Source organism: Sphingomonas sp. (assembly GCF_036388435.1).
Classification (GTDB): domain Bacteria; phylum Pseudomonadota; class Alphaproteobacteria; order Sphingomonadales; family Sphingomonadaceae; genus Sphingomonas.
The window spans coordinates 25,350-44,726 of sequence record NZ_DASVRV010000049.1; the positions used below are offsets into that span (position 1 = coordinate 25,350).

The 19,377-nt window shown below is 66.4% G+C and carries 19 protein-coding genes; 7 read left to right on the forward strand and 12 right to left on the reverse strand.

What is annotated here, in order from left to right:
• Nucleotides 1–60 precede the first annotated feature (60 nt).
• Complete coding sequence (locus VF592_RS12230; protein WP_331005911.1) at nt 61–804, forward strand: NAD-dependent epimerase/dehydratase family protein; 744 nt, start codon at nt 61–63, stop codon at nt 802–804.
• Here the strand turns inward: VF592_RS12230 and VF592_RS12235 are convergent.
• From VF592_RS12235 to VF592_RS12275, 9 genes are all read right to left on the reverse strand, one after another.
• Complete coding sequence (locus VF592_RS12235) at nt 801–2,081, reverse strand: protoporphyrinogen/coproporphyrinogen oxidase (RefSeq protein ID WP_331005912.1); 1,281 nt, start codon at nt 2,079–2,081, stop codon at nt 801–803. The two genes, VF592_RS12230 and VF592_RS12235, sit on opposite strands and share 4 nt — an antisense overlap.
• A gap of 17 nt (nt 2,082–2,098) precedes the next feature.
• A complete protein-coding gene (gene rfbH / locus VF592_RS12240; RefSeq protein ID WP_331005913.1) occupies nt 2,099–3,412 on the reverse strand; it encodes a lipopolysaccharide biosynthesis protein RfbH in 1,314 nt (437 codons plus the stop codon).
• A complete protein-coding gene (rfbG, locus tag VF592_RS12245) occupies nt 3,409–4,533 on the reverse strand; it encodes a CDP-glucose 4,6-dehydratase (RefSeq protein WP_331005914.1) in 1,125 nt (374 codons plus the stop codon). Before rfbG ends, rfbH begins: the two co-directional genes overlap by 4 nt.
• The gene (rfbF, locus tag VF592_RS12250; protein ID WP_349256365.1) at nt 4,515–5,288 is read right to left on the reverse strand and encodes a glucose-1-phosphate cytidylyltransferase; all 774 of its coding nucleotides are present in this window, start codon (nt 5,286–5,288) and stop codon (nt 4,515–4,517) included. Before rfbF ends, rfbG begins: the two co-directional genes overlap by 19 nt.
• A gap of 10 nt (nt 5,289–5,298) precedes the next feature.
• Nucleotides 5,299–6,282, reverse strand: a complete 984-nt coding sequence (locus VF592_RS12255) for an FAD-binding oxidoreductase (RefSeq protein WP_331005916.1) — start codon at nt 6,280–6,282, stop codon at nt 5,299–5,301.
• A gap of 68 nt (nt 6,283–6,350) precedes the next feature.
• Nucleotides 6,351–8,156: a hypothetical protein gene (locus tag VF592_RS12260; RefSeq protein WP_331005917.1), complete on the reverse strand. Its 1,806-nt coding sequence runs from the start codon at nt 8,154–8,156 to the stop codon at nt 6,351–6,353.
• A complete protein-coding gene (locus tag VF592_RS12265) occupies nt 8,149–9,447 on the reverse strand; it encodes a hypothetical protein (protein WP_331005918.1) in 1,299 nt (432 codons plus the stop codon). Before VF592_RS12265 ends, VF592_RS12260 begins: the two co-directional genes overlap by 8 nt.
• Nucleotides 9,448–9,454: 7 nt before the next feature.
• On the reverse strand, nt 9,455–10,633 hold the full coding sequence (locus tag VF592_RS12270; RefSeq protein WP_331005919.1) for a hypothetical protein: 1,179 nt from the start codon (nt 10,631–10,633) through the stop codon (nt 9,455–9,457).
• A 205-nt stretch (nt 10,634–10,838) separates the two neighbouring features.
• Entirely contained in the window at nt 10,839–12,497 is a 1,659-nt protein-coding gene (locus tag VF592_RS12275) for a hypothetical protein (protein WP_331005920.1), read from the reverse strand.
• Between the two features lie 126 nt (nt 12,498–12,623).
• Between VF592_RS12275 and VF592_RS12280 the strand changes: the two genes are divergently transcribed.
• The 6 genes from VF592_RS12280 to VF592_RS12305 are packed head-to-tail and all read left to right on the forward strand — an operon-like array spanning nt 12,624 to nt 17,105.
• Entirely contained in the window at nt 12,624–13,631 is a 1,008-nt protein-coding gene (locus VF592_RS12280) for a ketoacyl-ACP synthase III (protein WP_331005921.1), read from the forward strand.
• A gap of 14 nt (nt 13,632–13,645) precedes the next feature.
• Nucleotides 13,646–13,870 carry an acyl carrier protein gene (locus tag VF592_RS12285; RefSeq protein WP_331005922.1) on the forward strand — a complete coding sequence of 75 codons (225 nt, stop codon included), beginning with the start codon at nt 13,646–13,648 and terminating at the stop codon, nt 13,868–13,870.
• Between the two features lie 17 nt (nt 13,871–13,887).
• Nucleotides 13,888–14,919 (forward strand): ketoacyl-ACP synthase III, encoded by a 1,032-nt coding sequence (locus VF592_RS12290; protein ID WP_331005923.1) that lies wholly within the window; start codon nt 13,888–13,890, stop codon nt 14,917–14,919.
• Nucleotides 14,916–15,677, forward strand: a complete 762-nt coding sequence (locus tag VF592_RS12295; RefSeq protein WP_331005924.1) for an SDR family oxidoreductase — start codon at nt 14,916–14,918, stop codon at nt 15,675–15,677. Before VF592_RS12290 ends, VF592_RS12295 begins: the two co-directional genes overlap by 4 nt.
• Nucleotides 15,678–15,696: 19 nt before the next feature.
• Entirely contained in the window at nt 15,697–16,461 is a 765-nt protein-coding gene (locus VF592_RS12300) for an SDR family oxidoreductase (protein WP_331005925.1), read from the forward strand.
• Nucleotides 16,458–17,105: a NeuD/PglB/VioB family sugar acetyltransferase gene (locus VF592_RS12305; protein WP_331005926.1), complete on the forward strand. Its 648-nt coding sequence runs from the start codon at nt 16,458–16,460 to the stop codon at nt 17,103–17,105. The genes VF592_RS12300 and VF592_RS12305 overlap by 4 nt, the downstream gene beginning before the upstream one ends.
• Here the strand turns inward: VF592_RS12305 and VF592_RS12310 are convergent.
• Genes VF592_RS12310 through VF592_RS12320 form a run of 3 tightly spaced genes read right to left on the reverse strand, consistent with a single transcriptional unit; the run spans nt 17,092 to nt 19,311 of the window.
• On the reverse strand, nt 17,092–17,736 hold the full coding sequence (locus VF592_RS12310; RefSeq protein ID WP_331005927.1) for a sugar transferase: 645 nt from the start codon (nt 17,734–17,736) through the stop codon (nt 17,092–17,094). The two genes, VF592_RS12305 and VF592_RS12310, sit on opposite strands and share 14 nt — an antisense overlap.
• Before the next feature lie 4 nt (nt 17,737–17,740).
• Complete coding sequence (locus tag VF592_RS12315; protein WP_331005928.1) at nt 17,741–18,460, reverse strand: aldo/keto reductase; 720 nt, start codon at nt 18,458–18,460, stop codon at nt 17,741–17,743.
• A 47-nt stretch (nt 18,461–18,507) separates the two neighbouring features.
• A complete protein-coding gene (locus VF592_RS12320) occupies nt 18,508–19,311 on the reverse strand; it encodes a TauD/TfdA family dioxygenase (RefSeq protein WP_331005929.1) in 804 nt (267 codons plus the stop codon).
• Nucleotides 19,312–19,377 lie beyond the last annotated feature (66 nt).

Below are 19,377 nucleotides of genomic sequence, written 5' to 3' on the forward strand. Positions count from 1 at the left end.
ACCCTGGGCAAGGAAATGGCGGTTGAAATTACCCGTCGGGGTGGGCAGTCGGGCACCCTCATGCCCGACCAAATCATCACGATAACCGGCGCCACTGGGCTGCTGGGCGGCGCGCTCGCCGCGCGTCTGGCATTTCGTCCGGGAACGCGCGTTATACCGATCGGCCGGGCTTCGAGCGACGAGGACCGTCGCGATGCCATCATATCGGCCGATCGCATCATCCATCTGGCGGGCGTGACGCGGCCGTCCGATCCGATCGAGTTCGCCTCCGGGAATGTCGGCGTGACCGAGCAGCTGGCCGATCTCGTCGAACAAGGCGGACGCGCGACGCCCCTGGCGTTCGCCTCATCCATCCGGGCGACCGAGACGACGCCTTATGGGCGGACCAAGCGCGTGGCGGAGGATGTCCTGATCCGGCTCGCGGAGCGAACCGGCGCCCCGCTCGCCATCTTCCGGTTGCCGAGCTTCTTCGGCGCATGGTCCAGACCCTATTACAACTCGGCGGTGGCGACGTTCTGCCATGAGATCGCGCATGGTCGACCGCCCTCGGTACGGGCACCGCACGCGCCGCTGACGCTCGTCCACCTGGACGATGTGGTGCGGGCGTTTCTCGACTGGATCGACTCGCCCGCGCCGGCGATCACTTTTCACCGGGTAGAGCCCAGCTACATCGCTACGGTCGGCAAGGTCGCCGAGCTTATCCAGGGCTTTGCCGATCGCGGCATTGCCGACCCGTCGATCGACCTTGCCGACGGGCTAGTCCGCGGGCTGCACCAGACGTATCTGGCTCACCTGAAGTCCTAGCCGAAGGCCAGCCTCGCCGCCGCGATACCGCTGAGCATCGCCTGGTTGCTCCACAGATACTTCCATTCGCCGAAGCGGCCGGCGCAGTGCACGCCTTGACTCTCCACCCAGGCACGGACCTCGTCGCGCCGATCTTCCATCCCCCGGTCAAAGACTACATTGCCGAAGGGCAACCTGCGATGGTCGAGAACCACGATATCCTGGGCAGTAGCCAAGCCCATCTTCTCGATTCCCCGCACGGTGTTCTCCTTCTGCTCCGCGGGGGACAGGCGCTGGGGAGCACGGGTCGACGAGTAGATTTCGAACTGAAGCGCGCTGCATCCCGGTGGAACATTGGCCGGCGACTTCAGATCGGGTGAATAGGCCCGCGCCGCAGCGATGTCCCGATCATAGATGTAGAACCACAAGGCAGGCGCCACGTCCGGCCGGTTGAACCCGACGGAGATCAGATCGACCGAGGTCGCGAACAGGGTAGAGGCGAGCTGGCGGATGCGCTCGGGACAATCCGATATCATCCCGACCACGATCGGAAGCGGAATCGTGGACACGAGAGCGTCATACGCGGCCTCGCTATGGTCGGCGAACAGCACTCGCCGGGCCTGCACGTCGATCCGCACCACGCGCTTCCCCGAGCGGATGTCCGCGGTTTCGACCAGGGGATCGAGGAAGCTGCGATACCCACCCTGCTCGGGATACCGCATCTCCTTGGCGTAATAATGGTTTGCGGTATCGGGCGACACGGCCCCGCGCAGCACCTCGCGCAAATCCGCCCGGCGCATGCGTTGCCCCACCCACTCGGTTCCGAGCTCAGCTGCGGGAACCGTCCAGTATTTCTCGGTATATGGCAACGGCCAACGCTTTGCGATCGGGGCGCCATATTGCTGGACCAGCCAGTCCTCATAATGGTCGATCGGCCCCGTCTCCACCTCCACGAGGCCGGCGATCAGTTCCACCTTCTCCTCGGCCGGCAACGGATACAGGTTCGTCTGCACCGGGTGTTTCAACCACAACCCGGTATCCCAGCAGAGCGACTCGGGCTTGTGCTTGAAATGAATGGTCGGATCGAACACCGCACGGACTTCCGGTTCGGTAGCGAAAGAGAGATGGACCGCTTGATCGAAACGAAACCCGTGGATCGTGAAATTCTCGAGCAGGCCGCCGGGTGTTTCGCGCGCCTCGTAGATGGTGGCGTCGAGTCCTAGCCTGCGCGCTTCATAGGCTGCACCAAGCCCGGCAATGCCCCCGCCGAGCACCAGGTTGCGCCGAGCCGCCGGCATGTCGGTGCGACCGCTCGTCAGAAGTTGAGCCCGAAAAACTCTTCCAGCTTGTCGCCCATGAACGCGTAATGCCGCTCGTCCAGACCGGGATAGACGCCGAGCCAGAAGGTATCGCGCATGATCTTGTCGGTGTTGGTCAGGTCGCCGACGACCCGGTGCTCGATGCCCTGATAGGCCGGCTGCCGGAGCAGATTGCCCGCGAACAACAGGCGCGTGCCGATCTTGTTGTCGTCCAGGAAGCGAAGAAGGTCCACGCGCGCGACGCCCGTTCCCTCACGCAACGTGAGCGGGAACCCGAACCAGGACGGATCGGAATTCGGGGTGGCCTGGGGCATGATGAACTGCTCCTCCATCCCGGCCAGCCGATCGCGGAGCAGACCGAAATTGCGCCGCCGTGCGGTGATGAAATCGTCCACCCGCTCCAGCTGGGCGAGCCCGCAGGCCGCCTGCATGTCCGTGATCTTCAGATTATACCCGATATGCGAATAGACATATTTGTGGTCGTATCCGTAGGGCAACGAGCCGTGCTGCTGCGCGAAGCGCGTGCCGCACGTATTCTCGCAGCCCGGCCCGCAATAACAGTCGCGGCCCCAGTCGCGGAAGCTTTCCAGCAGCGTCTTCAGCTCGGCGGAGCGCGTGAACACCGCGCCGCCCTCCCCCATCGTGATATGGTGAGCCGGGTAGAAGCTGAGCGTTCCCACATCCCCCCAGGTGCCGACCGACCGGCCGTCGAAGGTGGCTCCCAGGGCGTCGCAGCAATCCTCAACGAGCCACAGGTCGTATTTGTCGGCGATGCGCCGCACCTCGGCCAGGTTGAACGGATTGCCCAGGGTGTGGGCGACCATGATCGCGCCGGTCCGCTCCGACACCGCCGCCTCGATCAACGACGCATCGATATTATAGGTTGGAAGGTCCACGTCCACGAACACGGGAACCAGGCCGTTCTGGATGGTCGGGTTGACGGTGGTCGGGAACCCGGCCGCCACCGTGATCACCTCGTCCCCCGGTCGCAGCGCGCGGTCGCCGAGCCGCGGCGAGGTAAGCGCCGTCAGCGCCAGGAGATTGGCCGACGACCCGGACGTCGTCGTCAGCACGTGCGGCACTCCGAAGAACCGCCCCAGCCCCGCCTCGAACGCGGTGTTGAACCGCCCGGTCGTCAGCCAGCCGTCGAGCGAGGCGTCGACCATCAGCTGCAATTCGCGCGCGCCGATCACCTTGCCGGACGGCGGGATCACGCTCTCGCCGCCGACGAACGGCTTGGGCGCGAGCGCGGTTTCGGCATATTGCCCGACCAGCTCGGCGATCTGCTGACGAAGTGCCTCGGCGGTCATTGAGCTATTCCATATTCTTGCGGGAGTGACGACGCCGTGTCGGGCCGGGCGGCTCTATACGCGTCAATTTCGGCCATGCAATGCGCTTGCATCTCCTCGCGACCCATCCATGCCTTGTGCCACCGGACGATCCGCCCGAGCGCCTCGTCGAGAGTCCAGCGGGGGCGCCAGTCGAGGCGCTCGCGCGCCTTGGAGATGTCGAGCTTCAGATAACGCGCTTCATGCGGGTGGAAGCCCTTGTCGTGCACCCAGCGCGCATCGCCGCCCCAGTGGCGGATCATCCGGCCGACGATCCATCCCACCGGCTGCGCGTCCTCGTCGCGTGGACCGAAATTCCAGCCCTCCGCGAAGCTCTGACCGTCGACATAAAGCCGTTCGGCGAGCGCGAGATAGCCCGACAACGGCTCCAGCACATGCTGCCAGGGCCGCGTGGACAGCGGATTGCGGACCGCGACGGGTTCGCCCTTCTCGAACGCGCGCAGGATGTCGGGGATCAGACGGTCCTCCGCCCAATCGCCTCCCCCGATCACATTGCCAGCGCGCGCGGTCGCCAGCGCCGGACGATCCGGGCCATCGAAGAAGGAGCGCCGATAGGCCGACGCGACCAGTTCGGCGCACCCCTTGCTGTTGCTGTACGGATCATGCCCACCCATGGGCTCGTCCTCGCGATAGCCCCAGGGCCATTCCCTGTTCTCATAACATTTGTCGGTGGTGACGGCGACCAGCGCGCGAACGCCCTCGATCTCCCGTGCGGCCTCCAGCACGTGCACCGTGCCCATCACGTTCGTGGCATAGGTGCCCACGGGGTCGCGATAGGAAAGCCTGACGAGCGGCTGGGCCGCCATGTGGATGACGATCTCCGGGCGAAAGGCCGCCATGCTCCCGCGCACCGCCTCCAGATCGCGGATGTCGCCCAGGTCGGACTCCATGCCCGCCGCGACTCCGGCGGTCGTGAACAGATCGGGCACCGTGTCGGCGGGTAGCGCGAAACCCTTCACCACCGCGCCCATGCGCTGGAGCCAGAGCGACAGCCAACTGCCTTTGAAGCCGGTGTGACCGGTCAGGAATACCCGCTTGCCGCTCCAGAATAGCGCGTCGGCGCTCACTGCCAGATTTTCCACGGCGCCGATCCGTCCGCCCACAGGCTTTCGAGATTCTGCTTGTCGCGCAACGTGTCCATCGGCTCCCAGAAACCCGGATGCTGGAACGCCATCAGTTCGCCGTCGTCGGATAGATTGCGAAGCGGCTCCTGCTCCCACACCGTCGAATCGTCCTCGATATAGTCGAGCACCTTCGGCGACAGAACGAAGAAGCCCGCATTGATCGAAGCGCCGTCGCCCTTGGGCTTTTCCAGGAAACGCGTGACCTGGCCATCCCGGATGTCGAGGGCGCCGAAGCGCCCCGGCGGTGTCGCCGCGGTCAGGGTCGCGAGCTTTCCGTGGCGACGATGAAAATCGACGGTCGCGGCGATGTCGACATTTCCCACGCCGTCGCCATAGGTCAGGCAGAACAGCTCTTCGTCCTTGACGTACTCGGCCACGCGTTTCAGCCGGCCCCCGGTCATCGAGCTATCACCCGTATCGATCAGCGACACGTTCCACGGCTCGGCGCGACGCTGGTGAACTTCCATGCGGTTCTCGGCCATGTTGAAGGTCACATCGGACATGTGCAGGAAGTAGTTGGCGAAATACTCCTTGATCACATAGCCCTTGTAACCGCAGCAGATCACGAAATCGTGGATCCCATGCGCGGCATAGATCTTCATGATATGCCACAGGATGGGACGCCCGCCGATCTCGATCATCGGCTTGGGCCGTGCCGATGTTTCCTCGCTGAAGCGCGTACCGAGCCCGCCCGCCAGAATTACTGCTTTCATGTAAATCCAATCAGTCCGAAGAGACGAATGCGTCATAGTGAAAGGCATGCGGGTCCAGTCCGGCGTCGACCAGCGGCTTCTCCGCGGCTTGGATCATGGCCTGCGACCCGCAGGCATAGACCTCCGCCCCGCGCAGATCGGGCCAATCCGCGAGCAACGCGTCCTGAACATAACCGCGCCGGCCGGCATAATCGGGCAGCGCGCGCGAGAGGACGGGAACAACGCGCACGCCCGCCGACTCCGGCGGCTGCCAGTAGACGTCCTCGGGCTCGCGATTGCCCCAATAGACCGCGATCGGGCGACCCGCCGTTGCGGAGGGATCGGCGGCGATCTCCTCCAAAAGCGCCTTGACCGGCGCAATCCCCGTTCCCGTCGCCAGGAACAGCATGGGACCGGTCCGCTCCTCGCGGCGGAAAAAAGTGCCCAGCGGTCCCTGCAGCCGCATCAACTCGCCATCCATGGCGTGATCGAACAGGTGGTTGGACATGACGCCCCCCGGATAGCGCCGGACATGGAGTTCCAGCGTTCCGTCGGACCGTGGCGCGTTGGCGATCGAATAGCTGCGACGCACCCCCTTGGCGATCAGGTCGACATATTGGCCGGGAAGGAAATTCATCGGCGTCGTCGGCGGCAGGCGCAAGGTGACCTCGATCACGCCGGGTGCCACCGTCCGCTTGGCCGCCAGCCGACACGGCAGGGTGCGCGTGACGATTCCCTTCATTCGGCCGAGGTCGACGATGTCCAGTTCCAGGTCGCTCGCCGCCGATCGGCAGCAGGTCAGGATCACGCCGTTCGCCCGCTCTCCGGTCGACAGGCTTTCCTCGTCGCGCAGCAATCGGGTCTCGCCCTTCACCACCCCGGCCTTGCAAACGCCGCATCGGCCGGTCCGGCAACTATGTTCGAGCACCAGATCCTGCGCGCGCGCCGCTTCGAGAATGGACAGGTCTGCGCCCGCGTCGAAGCGGCGCCCGTTGCGGAGAACGACTGTCGACATAGGAATTTGCGGCTCAAACTCGGGTCGCGGGCGGGAAATACGGTTCGTCCTTCGCGGACCGTCGCCCCTTAGGAGATCGGTCGCTCGGAGGCAACCGGATCGCGCCTGACGCGCCGCCAGATACTGATCTCGCCATCGACCATGACGGGGCGGAAATCGCGTTTCACGACCGAGCCGTAAATGGCCCACATGCGCTGGCCATAACCGGGCTCGTCGCCCGGCAGCACCCCCAGCATCTCGCGAAGGCGATTGGCCGCGCCCGGCGTCACGGGCGGAGCGGGAACCGCGTAATCCACCCGGATCACGTAATCGGCCTGTCCGACCAGCGCCTCCGGCGCCGGATGATGCCGATCGGAGTAGGTTCGCCCATAATCCCACCAGGCCATCGAGCCGCGCGGCGACGGCGCGCGAAACACGAACGGGTAAGGATTGGAGAAGTCCAGCGACAGGATCATCTCACCTGCACGAACGCGGTGTCGTAGCGCGGCGACCAATCGGAAAAGCCGGCGTTGTTCGGCTAATTCGGTGCTCGGAGCCTCCGCGGGAGTGTGTGCAAGCTGTTCGCCGCAGCGACTCCCCCCCGAGTGGGCGCCGGGATCCGACAGTAGGGCCCCGCGGGGAAACAAGAGTGCGTCCAACGGGGTGCCCCGCAGCGCCGGAGCGGCACAGGCGGTCGCCATCCGCGCTTCCAGATTGTGCGCCGCGATCGCGGCCGCGTCGATCAGCGGCAGCGGCAGAACGGTGGCGGCCACGATCAGCGCCACGATCAGGCGGCCACGCGAACCTTGCCCGCGCAGCGGACCGGCGGAGGCGCCTTGTCCGGCGAGTTCCGCGGCCACGAGGACGGCGATGGCAGGCATGGCGACTTCCCAGCGCGGATGGTTCTGGGCGTGGATCGCCGCCGCCGCGACCAGGATCGCGACCAGCAGCAGCACGGGCCGCCACCATGTGGCTATCCACGCCCTTGCCGGCCGGAGCGGGGCCCGCGCGGCGATCACCGCCAGCGCGGCGACCCCGAACAACCCGCTTTGCAGCAGCGACAAGGCCACCCGGCCCCAGCGTACCGCGCGTCCCGAGTCGACGTTCACCGCCGCCGCCATCCTGATATCGGCAAGGTAGGCGCCGAGATTTCCGAAAAACAATTCCACCAAGGCGGTCATCGCCAGCCCGGTCGCGACGGCGCCCACGAACACGCCGGGTCGCAGAAAGCGCAACGCCATCGCCACCACCGCCAGCACCAGCATGGGCCCGAAGAACGACACCTTCAGCAGGAACATCAGGAACAGCGCGGTGCCGAGGCAAAGCGCGTCCAGCACGCCGCCGACCCGCGACCGCCGCCGCTCGGGCAGCGCGACGATCAAGGTGGCAACGATCGCGAAGCTCCAGCCCCACCGGTTATAGGGTGCGAGATAGTCGTAGAAGAACACCCCGGCATCGGCCGATCGCCCGGTCGTCGCGGTCAGCAGGACGATCGCGGCGGCCAGTACATAGGGGACCGGGGCGAGCCTCCGGGGCAGAACCATCGCCGACAGCGCCAATGCGAACCCGCCCACCAGAAGATTGGCGCGCAGGACGTCGAACATCGTGCCGCCGGTCACGCCGCCGATCAACGCATAGGGCCAGTAGAAAGCCTGGCCGATAGCGCTGGGGAAATCGAGATGGGGAACCTGCCCCGCACGCATCCGCCACAGTGAGTCGAGCACGAACATGAAGTCACGAATGTAGTATCGGACGATGATCCCGGGCGATGTCAGCAGTCCGGCGCCGACCAGCACCAACAACACAAGCAGCGTCAGGTGAGCACGGTCATGACCGGCGGGCCCGCGCGCGCCGGTCATGACCGCGAACATCCGGGCGCAGGCGCGGTCAGCCACGCCGCTGCGCCTGCCGGATGATCAGCACGGCCGTGATCACCATCGCGGTCTGCGCGACGAGCGTTATCGACATCGCCTCCTGCGCCGTCCGGGGCGCCCGCATCGTCAGCAACGCCACGCTTCCGCCGAGCAGCACCAGGTTGGCCAGAAACCAGGTGCCCGCGCCCCGCCACGCCACGATCGATTGACCGAGCAGATTGGTCGCCCCCGAAACCGCCGCGGCCAGCATCACGGTGAAGACGAACGCGGCCGAGAACCGGTAGCTCGAACCATAGAGCCAGGTCAGCGCCGGCGCGAACGGCGCCGCGACGGCGCCGCCGACCACGAGAGCCGCGAAGCTGAGGGCGGCCGGCCCCAGGACCATCTTCGACGACAAGGTCCCGCCGTGCGACCGCTCCACCAGGCGTGGGAATATCGCCTGCGCAAAGGCGAGCGGAACGAACAGCGCCAGGGCATACCATTGCATGCCGGCGACGAACTGCCCGAATTCGGTCGGGGCGCGCTGATGCTCGAACAGCGTGCGCGCGGTGAGCCAGCTGACCGTGTTGAAGACCAGCGCCGATCCCAGCGTCGGCAGCGCGGACGCGAGGACGTGGTGCGCCGTCGCCCGCGTCGGCCACCGCGACGCGGCCCGGCGCGGCACCAGTGCGGCCCGGCGGAGAAATCGTAGGAACAGGACCGCGGGGACGAGGTTGAACAGGATCACCCCCCAGAGAAGCGACTGGCCGGCGGGATACGCCCATTGCGTCGCCGCCATCACGGCGAGGATCGCCGCCCCCGCGCAGACCGGCGCCACCGATTGGCGAAAGGCGCGCAGCCCCTGCATCCCGGCGATCGTCAGCGCGTAAAAGGCCATGCACAATGCTCCAAGGAGCACCGCGCCCCGTGAGACCTGGATCTCGCCCGCATCGAGCAGGGGCCAGTATAGCGGCGCGGTGAGCAGGAAAACCGCGCTGGTTCCTGCAAACAGCGCGGCCGCCGCGACCAGGGCATCGGCGGTCCGCCGTGGCGACCGGTCGCGTTCCGAAACCGCCTTGGTGATCGCGATCGGCAACCCGGCGGCCATGTACACGGACAGCAACGTGGCGGTGATCACGAAATAGTTATAGCTGGAGAACTGCGCCACGGTGAGCACGTTCGCGGCAAAGATGGTCAGCAGGTTGAGTGAACCGCGCGAGAAGAACTGCACGAGCAGCACATAGCCCGTATCGCCCATCAGCGAACGCCGCCCGCCCAGCGGAGCCGACAGACCGCTCGGCCCGGAAGGCCTGTCCTCCACCGGGGTCGTCAAGACGAGCTCAGCGGGCGGCCAGCGCCGTCGCGGCGGCCCGATTGCTGGCCGTCGTCAGCCGCTTGAGCACCACGACATAAGCGAGCATGGGCAGCAGCGCGAACCAGGCGCGTGCCGCGAACGACGCCATGCCCCCCCAAAAAAGCGTGATCAGCCACACGTCGAGGACGATCACCGGCGAAATGAACGGCGCACAATAACGCGCGAGCAGCCGTCGCAGCACGATGATGACGGCGGTCAGCAGCGCGGCGGAAACCCACCAGAAGGTCGGGAGGTAAAAAAGGTGTTCCCCGAAATAGCCGATCGCCGTCGAATGCTCCATGCTGACCCCCTGCCGCCCGAGAAACAGGTCGACGAACGAGCTGTTGATGCCCAGCGGCTTGCCCGCCCAGATCTCGCGCGGAACCCAGCCCAGGAACAGAAGCGTCCACTGTTCGAGGATCGATCCCGGGTTGATGACGGACGAGCTGTTGACCCATAGGGCGCTCGTCAAGGTGATCGGCGACGCACCGGAATCCTCGGAAAGACCCGCCAGCCCGTCGCTCCAGCCGAACCGAAGCACGCGCCCGACGAACGGCAAAAGGGCGATGACTCCCACGAATAGGAAGACGTTGAACCGTACCGTACCGTAGCGAACCGTCAGCAGCAGCGGCGCCAGCATGAACGATATGAAGATGATCCGGCCATAGCCGCCCCAGAAGAACAGCATGTACCCGCCGATCGACAGCACGAACAGGCCCACACCCGCCAGCCGCCAGACCGCGGACGTGGTCGACGCGTGAAGCCGGTCCAGATGCACCATCGCGATCGCCCAGCCCGCATAGAAGCTGATCTGCAGGATGCCCTGATCGGACCAGAATAGCAGGCCGGCGCCAAGGGCGACCGCGATGATCGGCAGGTTCAGGCTGCTGGGGGCCGGCATCGCCGCGGCACGGTTCGAATCGCCGAACAGAAACATCGCCTTGGCGACGATGATGAAGCCCGCGAACCACGCCACCTGCACCTGGGCATCGACGTAGATCAAAGAGAGATACGGGATGGCGAACAGCGTCACGCCGGTGAACAGGATGACCGTGCCCAGGCTGGAGCGACCGGCATCGTGAAAGCCGAGCAGCAGCGTCAGCGTCAACACCGTCCATCCGACATAATCATTGCCGACGTCGAGCAACGCGCTCAGGACGAACATACCAAGGCTCACGACAAACACGACCGCGTCACCGACGTGCGCCGTCTCCGTCGTCCGCGATCCGACCGGCGCCGTCAGCGCCCGGATCCCATCCATATCCGGACCCACGGCCCTGTTTCCAGCGTTCATGCTGCCGCTTACGCCCTTTGATCGATCGGCGCGAATAGCTTTTCGGCCAGCCAAGTAAACCGATGCCGTCCCGCCGTCAGGCGCCCATATAGGGAAAATAGAACAGTACCAGCGCGCCTTCGGTGCCGCTGTCGCCCGCCATGGGCTTGGTGATCCTGACATATAGCTCGCCCGCCGACAGCGTCTGCCACTTGCCCGGATCGTTCATTACCACCGCCTGCAGCCCGCGCCGGTTGCCGGCGATCAGCGCCCGCGCCACAGGAACCGCGAATCCGCGGTCGGCGAACCATTCGACCAGCGTGTCGGTGCCAGCCCGATTCTCGTTGATGAACACCGCCAGCCCGGTGACCGTCATGCGCGGCGGGAAGCCCCCGATCGTGAACTGCGCGCCGCGCCGACCGCCATGATCGGCGTTCGCGATCCCTGTGTTGATCAGCGTTCGTCCATCATGCCGCCACAAAAACGCCTTTTGCGCGTCGATCGATCCCGTAAAGGCTTCGCCCCCGCGGTATTGATCGACCGGCACATTCTCGTTGCGGCGCCATTCCATCAACGGATGATTGCCCGCTCCCTCCAGCCGCACCCGCGCCGGGTCCGGCGCGCGGATCGCGTCGTGAAAGGACCAGCGCCGGTTGTTCGGACCGGGATGCGCACTGGCGTGGCGGATCACGCCCTCCACCCAGCCGCCATCCTGGCGCACCCGTACCGCATCGGCGCCGCGACGCCCGTCGCCGACCTGCATGACGACGTGCGTGGCCGGATCGGGTTGCGCCGGACCCGACGCGATCGAGACGTCGCGGAACACGATGTCGGCGTTGCTCCCCCCACCGTCCGTCGGGAGCAGGGAGGCTCGCGCATCCAGCAGCATCCGGGCACCCTGCCCGTGATATTCCAGCTTGCTGCTCATCACGGTGGCGCGGCATCCGACATAATTGCCGCTTCCGGCATTCCCGGATCCTTCGGGCAACTGAATGAGCGATCCATATATGTCGCCCACATGGTTCAGCACCGCGACCTCGCCCGCGCCGCCCAGACGAAAGACCGTTTCCCCGCACCCGCTGGCGCAGTTCAGGAACGTCCAGCCGATCGCCTGCTTGTTGCGGGTATTGTCGAAGCCGGTATTGGTGTGGAATTGCACCTGTTCCACCAGCGTCTTGTCGCAATTGCCCGGATTCGAGCGCTCGCCGTTCACCCGGATCGCGGTGTCGAAACCCTCGATCAACACGCGCTTGATCGTCAGTTCCGCGCCACCGCCGGTGCCGGTCAGGTCGAACGCGACGCTGGTGCCCGCTCTGGGTGACAGGTTGCGCAGGAAGAAGTCCTGGAACCGCACCCCGACATAGGTTTGCAGCGGGATCGCGGCGCCCTGGTCGATGTCGACCGCCAGCGTGGAGGCGTAATTGGCGCGTCCGACCATGCCGAACCCCAATAACGACCCACCCCATTCCACTCGGGTACGCAGCCGCAAGCTCCCGCGCGGCAGGTTGATCACGTCCATGCCCCAGCCTGGCCTGCCCGGCGGCGACACGGGCGGCGATGCCGCCGTGCGATAGGCGCGTTTCAGCGCCGGCGTGAAATCGTCGCCTTCATCCGTCCGGCGACCGTCGATGCCACCGGCACCGTGCGTCTCACCCTGGGGCCGCGCAGTGGAGGCCGTCGCGGCGGTCGCGCCGATCGCCGCACCGGTGCCCGCCAGAAACGCGCGGCGGGTGGGGGCGCCATCCTTGCTGCTCATGGCGGCCGTCTACCGCCCTAGGATGCCGCCGGAAACCATTATTCGCCTTGGCCGTGCAACGGGTTCCGGTATAGGCCCCGCGCGATGCAGCAGGGCGCGCACAGGCAAGCTAGGGACCAGGGAAGCGTGCCCGCGCGGATCGCGGCGATCGCGACGCATGTTCCCGAGCACGTCCTGACCAACGAAGCGCTCGCCGCGCAATTTCCCGGCTGGTCGGTCGACAAGATCCTGGACAAGACGGGTATCCGGGAACGCCGGATCGCGGCAAAGGGCGAGACCGCGCTCGACTTGGGCGTCGAGGCGGCCCGCAAGTTGCTGGCCCGCGAACCGGGCCGGGCCGTCGACTTCCTGATCTTCTGCACCCAGGCGGGTGACCACATCTTGCCGACATCGGCCTGCCTGATGCAGGAGCGGCTCGGACTGCCGACGCATATCGGCGCGCTCGACATCAATCTGGGATGCTCGGGGTTCGTCTACGGGCTGTCCCTGGCGGCTGGGCTGATCGCAAGCGGCGCGGCGGGCACGGTGCTCCTGGTCACCGCCGACACCTATTCCAAATACATCCATCAAGGCGACAGGAGTGTGCGGACCTTGTTCGGGGATGGCGCCGCCGCGACTTTGGTCGTCGCCGACCCGGCGGGCTCCGCGGGTATCGGCCCGTTCGTCTTCGGCACGGACGGGCGCGGCGGCGACCGGCTGATGGTCGAAGCCGGCGGCTTCCGCCTGCCCGCGAGCGCCGACACGTGTATCGAGACCGAGGATCGGTCGGGCAATGTCCGCACACGCGGCCACCTGTTCATGGACGGCGCGGCGGTGATGTCGTTCACGTTGCGCGAGGTGCCCCGGGCCTACCGGGCGCTGCTCGCCCGGACCGCGACGGAACCCGCCGACTGGGACCAGGTGGTGCTTCATCAGGCGAACAAGTTCATGCTCGACGCGCTGCAGAAGAAGCTGGGCCTGGCCGACGACAAGGTCCCGCGCCGCTATGAGGACATCGGCAATACCGTGTCGTCGACGATCCCCTTCGTGCTGGCTAGCTTGTTCGAACAGGGTCGGCTAACGGCGCCGGGGCGGATCATGCTGATCGGTTTCGGGGTCGGCTTGTCCTGGGCCGCGGCATCGATCACCCTGTAATCAACGGAGTTTCCATGAGCGAATTCTATGAAGGCCTAGCGGAGATCCTCGAAGTCGAGGTAGACCAGATCATCCCCGAGCTCGAACTCGAGGACGGCAGCTGGGACTCGCTGGCGGTGGTATCGACGATCGCGTTGATCGACGATGTGTACGACGTCACCGTCCACCCTAACGCGCTGGGCGATTGCAAGACGGTGGGCGACATCGAAAAGCTGATCGCCGCCGAGCGCGGGGAGTAAGTCGGGTGAATGTGGGGATGAGGGCGCGGACGTCCGGGGCCCGGATCGCAGGCGTGGTTTCCTGCGTCCCTCCCCGCATCGTCGACAATACGGAATTCGAGAAGCGTTTCGGCGCCGGCGCGGCCGAGGTCACCAAGATGACCGGGGTCCAGCAACGCCACTATGCCGAGGACGGCGTCGCCACCTCCGACATGTGCGAGAAGGCGGCGGAGCACCTCCTAGCCAAGCTCGGCTGGGAGCGCGACAGCGTCGACGGCATCATCTTCGTGTCGCAATCGCCCGACCTGCTGCTCCCCGCGACCGCCTGCATCGTCCAGGGGCGGATGGGCCTGCGCCCCGGCATCATCGGTTATGACGTAAGTCTCGGCTGCTCGGGCTACCCTTATGGCCTGTGGCAGGCGATGATGACCGTCCAGACGGGCGCGGCCAAGCGCATGCTGGTCATGGTCGGCGACATCTCGACGCGCTGCATCGACCCCAACGACCGCTCCACCGCGATGCTGTTCGGTGACGCCGGCACCGTGACCGCGATCGAGTGGAGCGGCGAAGGCCTGGATCCTGCCTTCTTCGTGCTCGGCAGCGACGGGCGCGGGGCGGAGCATCTGATGATCCCCCGCAGCCGCCAGCGCAATCCCGAGGCGGTGGGCAAGCTGGAGGGCCGCGACCTCGACGCGCTCTACATGGACGGCGGCGAGATCTTCAATTTTACCTTGAAATCGGTCCCGCCCCTCATCCGCGAGACGATCGAATGGGCGGGCGAGAGCGTGGAGGCATATGACACCTTCCTGCTTCACCAGGCCAACACCTTCATGATCAACCACCTCGCCAAAAAGGCCAAGCTCCCCAAGGAGAAGGTGCCGATCAACATGGACCGGTTCGGCAACACCAGCTCGGCGACGATCCCGCTGCTGATGACCACCGACGCCGCCGACCTGCTCCGATCGGGCCGTCGCAAGGTCGGGATGTTCGGCTTCGGCGTCGGTTTTTCCTGGGCGTCCGCCTCGATCGAGTTGGGTCCGCTCGACGTCGTCGATCACATCATCCTGTGACCTTCTCGCCCGACGCCCTTCGGGGCAAGCGCATCCTCGTCACCGGCGCGTCGTCGGGCATCGGTCAGGCGACCGCGATCCGACTGGCGGCGCACGGAGCGACCTTGGTCGTGATGGGGCGCGACGAGGCGAGGCTGGCCGTCACCGCCGACCGGCTCGCGCCGGGTGATCACCAGGTCCGCACGGGCGACCTGACGGATGCGGACGCGACCGCCGATCTGGTGAGCGAGATCGCCAAGGCGGGTGGTCCCCTGCACGGCGTCTTCCATTCGGCGGGATCGTCGCTGGTTCTTCCGGCCAAGCTGACCAAGAATCGCCATCTCGACGAGGTATTCGGGGCGGGCTTCCGCGGGGCGTTCGGCGTCGCGCGCGCGGCCGCCAAGAAGGGCGTGATCGCGGACGGGGGATCGGTGGTGTTCATGTCGTCGGTGTCCTCCTTGCGCGGACGCCAGGGCATGGTCGCCTATTCCGCCGCCAAGGGCGCGGTCGATGGCATGGTGCGCGCGCTGGCGACCGAGCTGGCGGCGCGCGGCATTCGCGCCAATTCGATCATCTCGGGCGCGGTTGAGACGCAGATGCATAATGATTTCGTCGGGTCGGTTGATGAGACGCTGGTCGCCAACTACCGGAACCTGCACCTGCTCGGTTTCGGCAGCCCAGGCGACATCGCCGACGCGGCGCTTTTCCTGCTCAGCGACGCGTCGCGCTGGATCACGGGTTCCAGCATGGCGGTCGATGGCGGCTATACCGCCAAATAACCCGCCCGGAGTTCCCGCCATGACCGTCTTCCGCCCCGATTGCCTGGCCGAGCGGCGCGTGTTCGTGACCGGGGCCTCGTCAGGCCTGGGCCGCGCGACCGCGATCGGCTTGTCCAAGCTGGGCGCACACGTCGCGATCTGCGGGCGCGACGAGGGCCGGCTCGCCGAGACGATGGCGCAGCTGGGCGGCGAAGGCCACATCTCCGTCCCCGCCACCATCGCCGACACCGACGCGACCGCCGATCTGGTCAAGGACGTCGCCAAGCGTTTCGGCCCCTTGCACGGCGTGTTCCACGCGGCGGGGATCAGCCTGACCATGCCCGTGCGCATGACCAGGCAATCCCAGGTGGACGACACGTTCGGCCCATCGGTCTTCGGCGCATTCGGCATCGCGCGCGCGGCCGGGCAGAAGAACGTCATGGCCGAGCGGTCGTCCGTCGTCCTTATGTCCTCCATCTCCGCCGAACGGGGCCATAACGGCATGATGATCTATTCGGCCGCCAAGAGCGCGGTCCACGGCCTGGTCCGCTCCGCCGCAGTCGAGCTCGCGCCCAAGGGCGTACGCGTCAACGCGATCATCGCCGGCGCGGTCTATACCGAGATGTACGCCCGCGAGGTCGACCGCATGGGCCCCGACTGGATAGCGGGCGTCGGCGCCAAGCACCCGCTAGGGTTCGGCGAGACCGACGACATCACCAATGCGGTCGCATATCTGATGAGCGACGCGGGCAAGTGGATCACCGGCACGACGATGACGATCGACGGGGGCTATACGGCGCAATGAGCGAGCGGATCATCATCGTCGGCGGCGGCGGCTTTGGGCGCGAGCTGGTCAGCCATGTCGGCGACGCGCATCGCGCCGGGATGCTCCCCGGGCTGGGAGGTTATCTCGACGATGCGGGCGACGTGCTCGCGGCGTTCGGCCATTATGCTCATGTCCCCTGGCTCGGTCGCCTCGACGATTACCGGCCCGAACCGGGCGACCTGTTCACGCTGGCCGTCGGCGCCCCTCGAACCAAAAAGGCCCTGGCGGAGCGCTTGCGGACGCGCGGCGCGCGCTTCGCGACAGTGATCCACCCCAGCGCGGTCACCTCTCCCACGGCCAAGCTCGGCGAGGGCGTGATCGTCGGCACGCATGCCGGGCCCGGCGTCGATACCGTGCTGGGTGATTTCGTGACGCTCAACAGCTATTCGGGGATCGGCCACGACGCGGCGGTCGGCGATTTCACGACGATCAGCGGCCATGTCGACATCACCGGCGGCACGCAGATCGGTGAGGGCGTGTTCATCGGCTCGAACTCCTCGATCCTGCCGCGCGTCAGGATCGGCGACTGGGCCAATGTCGGCGCGGGATCGATTGTCTACCGCACGATCAAGTCCGGCCAGACCGTCTACGCCCCGCCCGCGAAGCTGCTCAAGAAGGGTTAGGGTCGAACCCCGCCGGGAGCGCCGTCTCGCCGCGGAAGGGGAGCATCGTCGCCGCATCCGACGAGTTTATGCCGTGTCGCCCGAAAACCTTGCGCACCGTCATCCAGATGATCCGCAAATCCAGGGTGAAGCTGCGATTCTCGACATACCAGACGTCGAGCGCGAACTTTTCGGGCCAGGAGATCGCGTTGCGGCCGTTGACCTGCGCCCAGCCGGTGATCCCCGGCCTGGCCTCGAACCGCCGCGCCTGGTCGGTGCTGTAGAGCGGGTCGTACACATGGACGAATGGCCGCGGGCCGACGATGCTCATCTCCCCGCGCAGGATGTTGAGCAGGCCGGGCAACTCGTCGACCGAACTCGACCGCAGCTTCAGACCGAACGGGGTCAGCCGCATCTCGTCGGGCAGCGCGTGGCCGTCCGCATCGACCGCGTCGAGCATCGAGCGGAACTTCAGGATGTCGAATGGCCGCCGCGCATACCCGGTGCGTCGCTGGCGGAACAGCACCGGCCGACCAAGCTTGATCGCCACCAGCGGCGCGACGACCAGCAGCAGTGGCGATAGCGCCACGAGCGCGCCCATGGCGGCCGCGAGGTCGAAAGCGCGCTTGCCGTACCGGGCGTAGAACGTCACCCGCTCAGCCCGCCGACCAGGGGCGCAGGACGTCCAGATGCGCCCGGCTCGACGCGGACACGACCGCCGTCGCGACCGCCGGGAAGTCGAACACATGGCGGAGCGCATCGTCCGCGGTCAGCGAGGTTTCCGCGAACACGCGTCCGGCCGCGAACGGTCGGATCGCCACGACCGCCTTGCCCCGGTCCGCACAGGCCGCGACGACCGCGTCCATTCCGCGCTCGACCGGGTTCAGATACACCGCGACGCCGTCGCACCAATCGGCCGCGACCAGCGCGTCGGCCACGGGACGGGTATAGGGAAAGCCGATAAAGCCACCGATCTTGCCCTCGGCCCTGAGCGCGTCGACCACGCTAGCGATCTCGCCTTCCGCCTCGCGCAGGATACGCAACCGCGCCTCCTCCGCCTTCAGGTCGTGACGCAACAGCCATTGCACCACGTCGAGACGCTCGACGTCCAGCGCCTGAAGGTAAGCCTCGATCTTCTCGCGAAAGCGAGTGGCCGAAAAGCGGTCCTCGCCGAAATGCGGGCTCGCGACCTTGGCGATCAGCGTCGCATCCGCCCGCGCCAGCCCCGCCCGCGCCCAGGCGGCGGCGAACAGCGGAAAGGTCGCATACTCCGCCGAACAGTGGAAGCCGCGGATGCCGATGTCGCGGGCGTGGGCGAGCAGGTCGGCCGCGGCGGTGTCGTCGTCGCCGGGTAGCCGCATGGTCCCCAAGGTCACGCGCGAGACGGGCAGCGCGCGGGCGCTGCCCGTCCTGCCTGATCGGTTCACGCGTCGACCAGGAACGACGTCTTCCAGAGAAACCGCGTCGACGTACCCTCGGGATCGAACGAGTCGCGGCCATGCAGGACGTAATCGTCCTTCCAGATGACGGCATCGCCGGGCTGGAGCTTCACGCGTCCCGTATGGGCCGCGATGCCGGGGCTATTCTCCAGGAACTGGAAATATTCCTCGCGCAACGCGTGCACCTCGTCGCCAGCGTCGGGATCAACGCAATAATAGTTCCAGTTGACCAAAGGCTGTTCGCCGCCCAAGTCGATGGCCTTGGCCACCTTGCGGTCGCCGGAACGGGCATGTGGCATCTGGGTAGCCGAAAGACGTGCGAGAAGATCGGGAACCTCGTCGCGCATCACCGCCACGACATCCTCGGCATCGATGAAAGTCGTGGCTCCCCCATTGGCCGGCATCGCGACGCACCCCAGGAAGCCATAGCCGACCGCCCGGTCGCTGCGCTCGACCTGCACGCTGTCGGGCGAGGTATAAGCACCATCGGTGTGGAGCGGCTGCGCGTTGGCCGAATGACGATAGGCGTCGGGTACAGCCGGGTCGTAGCGGACCTCCATCCAATAGCTGCCCGTGCGCTGCTGGTCGCGGTCACCCAGGGTCGCGTCCTCGGCGAGCGCCATCGGCTTGCCGACGCTTTCGAAGAAGCGCCAATAATAATCGCGCAGATCGCCCTCGGGCTTGGGCCCGCGGATATGGATGACCTTGGACGCGGGATGCGCCTCCAGCACTTTGGCGGCGACCGCTTCCGGAGCGGTGTCGGCGGAAAAATCAAGCGTGGTCAGCACGGTTATACTCCCGTTGAACGTCGTGGGTTACTAGGGACATGGCACGCATAGCTCAAGCGCGCGCCG

Bases quoted from the DNA above. Each gene is read 5' to 3' on its own strand.
- rfbF (WP_349256365.1), bottom strand. From the start codon at position 5,288: ATGAAAGCAGTAATTCTGGCGGGCGGGCTCGGTACGCGCTTCAGCGAG.
- VF592_RS12305 (WP_331005926.1), top strand. From the start codon at position 16,458: ATGAGCGAGCGGATCATCATCGTCGGCGGCGGCGGCTTTGGGCGCGAG.
- VF592_RS12235 (WP_331005912.1), bottom strand. From the start codon at position 2,081: ATGCCGGCGGCTCGGCGCAACCTGGTGCTCGGCGGGGGCATTGCCGGG.
- VF592_RS12300 (WP_331005925.1), top strand. From the start codon at position 15,697: ATGACCGTCTTCCGCCCCGATTGCCTGGCCGAGCGGCGCGTGTTCGTG.
- VF592_RS12290 (WP_331005923.1), top strand. From the start codon at position 13,888: ATGAGGGCGCGGACGTCCGGGGCCCGGATCGCAGGCGTGGTTTCCTGC.
- VF592_RS12255 (WP_331005916.1), bottom strand. From the start codon at position 6,282: ATGTCGACAGTCGTTCTCCGCAACGGGCGCCGCTTCGACGCGGGCGCA.
- VF592_RS12270 (WP_331005919.1), bottom strand. From the start codon at position 10,633: ATGTTCGTCCTGAGCGCGTTGCTCGACGTCGGCAATGATTATGTCGGA.
- rfbH (WP_331005913.1), bottom strand. From the start codon at position 3,412: ATGACCGCCGAGGCACTTCGTCAGCAGATCGCCGAGCTGGTCGGGCAA.
- VF592_RS12275 (WP_331005920.1), bottom strand. From the start codon at position 12,497: ATGAGCAGCAAGGATGGCGCCCCCACCCGCCGCGCGTTTCTGGCGGGC.
- VF592_RS12285 (WP_331005922.1), top strand. From the start codon at position 13,646: ATGAGCGAATTCTATGAAGGCCTAGCGGAGATCCTCGAAGTCGAGGTA.
- VF592_RS12230 (WP_331005911.1), top strand. From the start codon at position 61: ATGCCCGACCAAATCATCACGATAACCGGCGCCACTGGGCTGCTGGGC.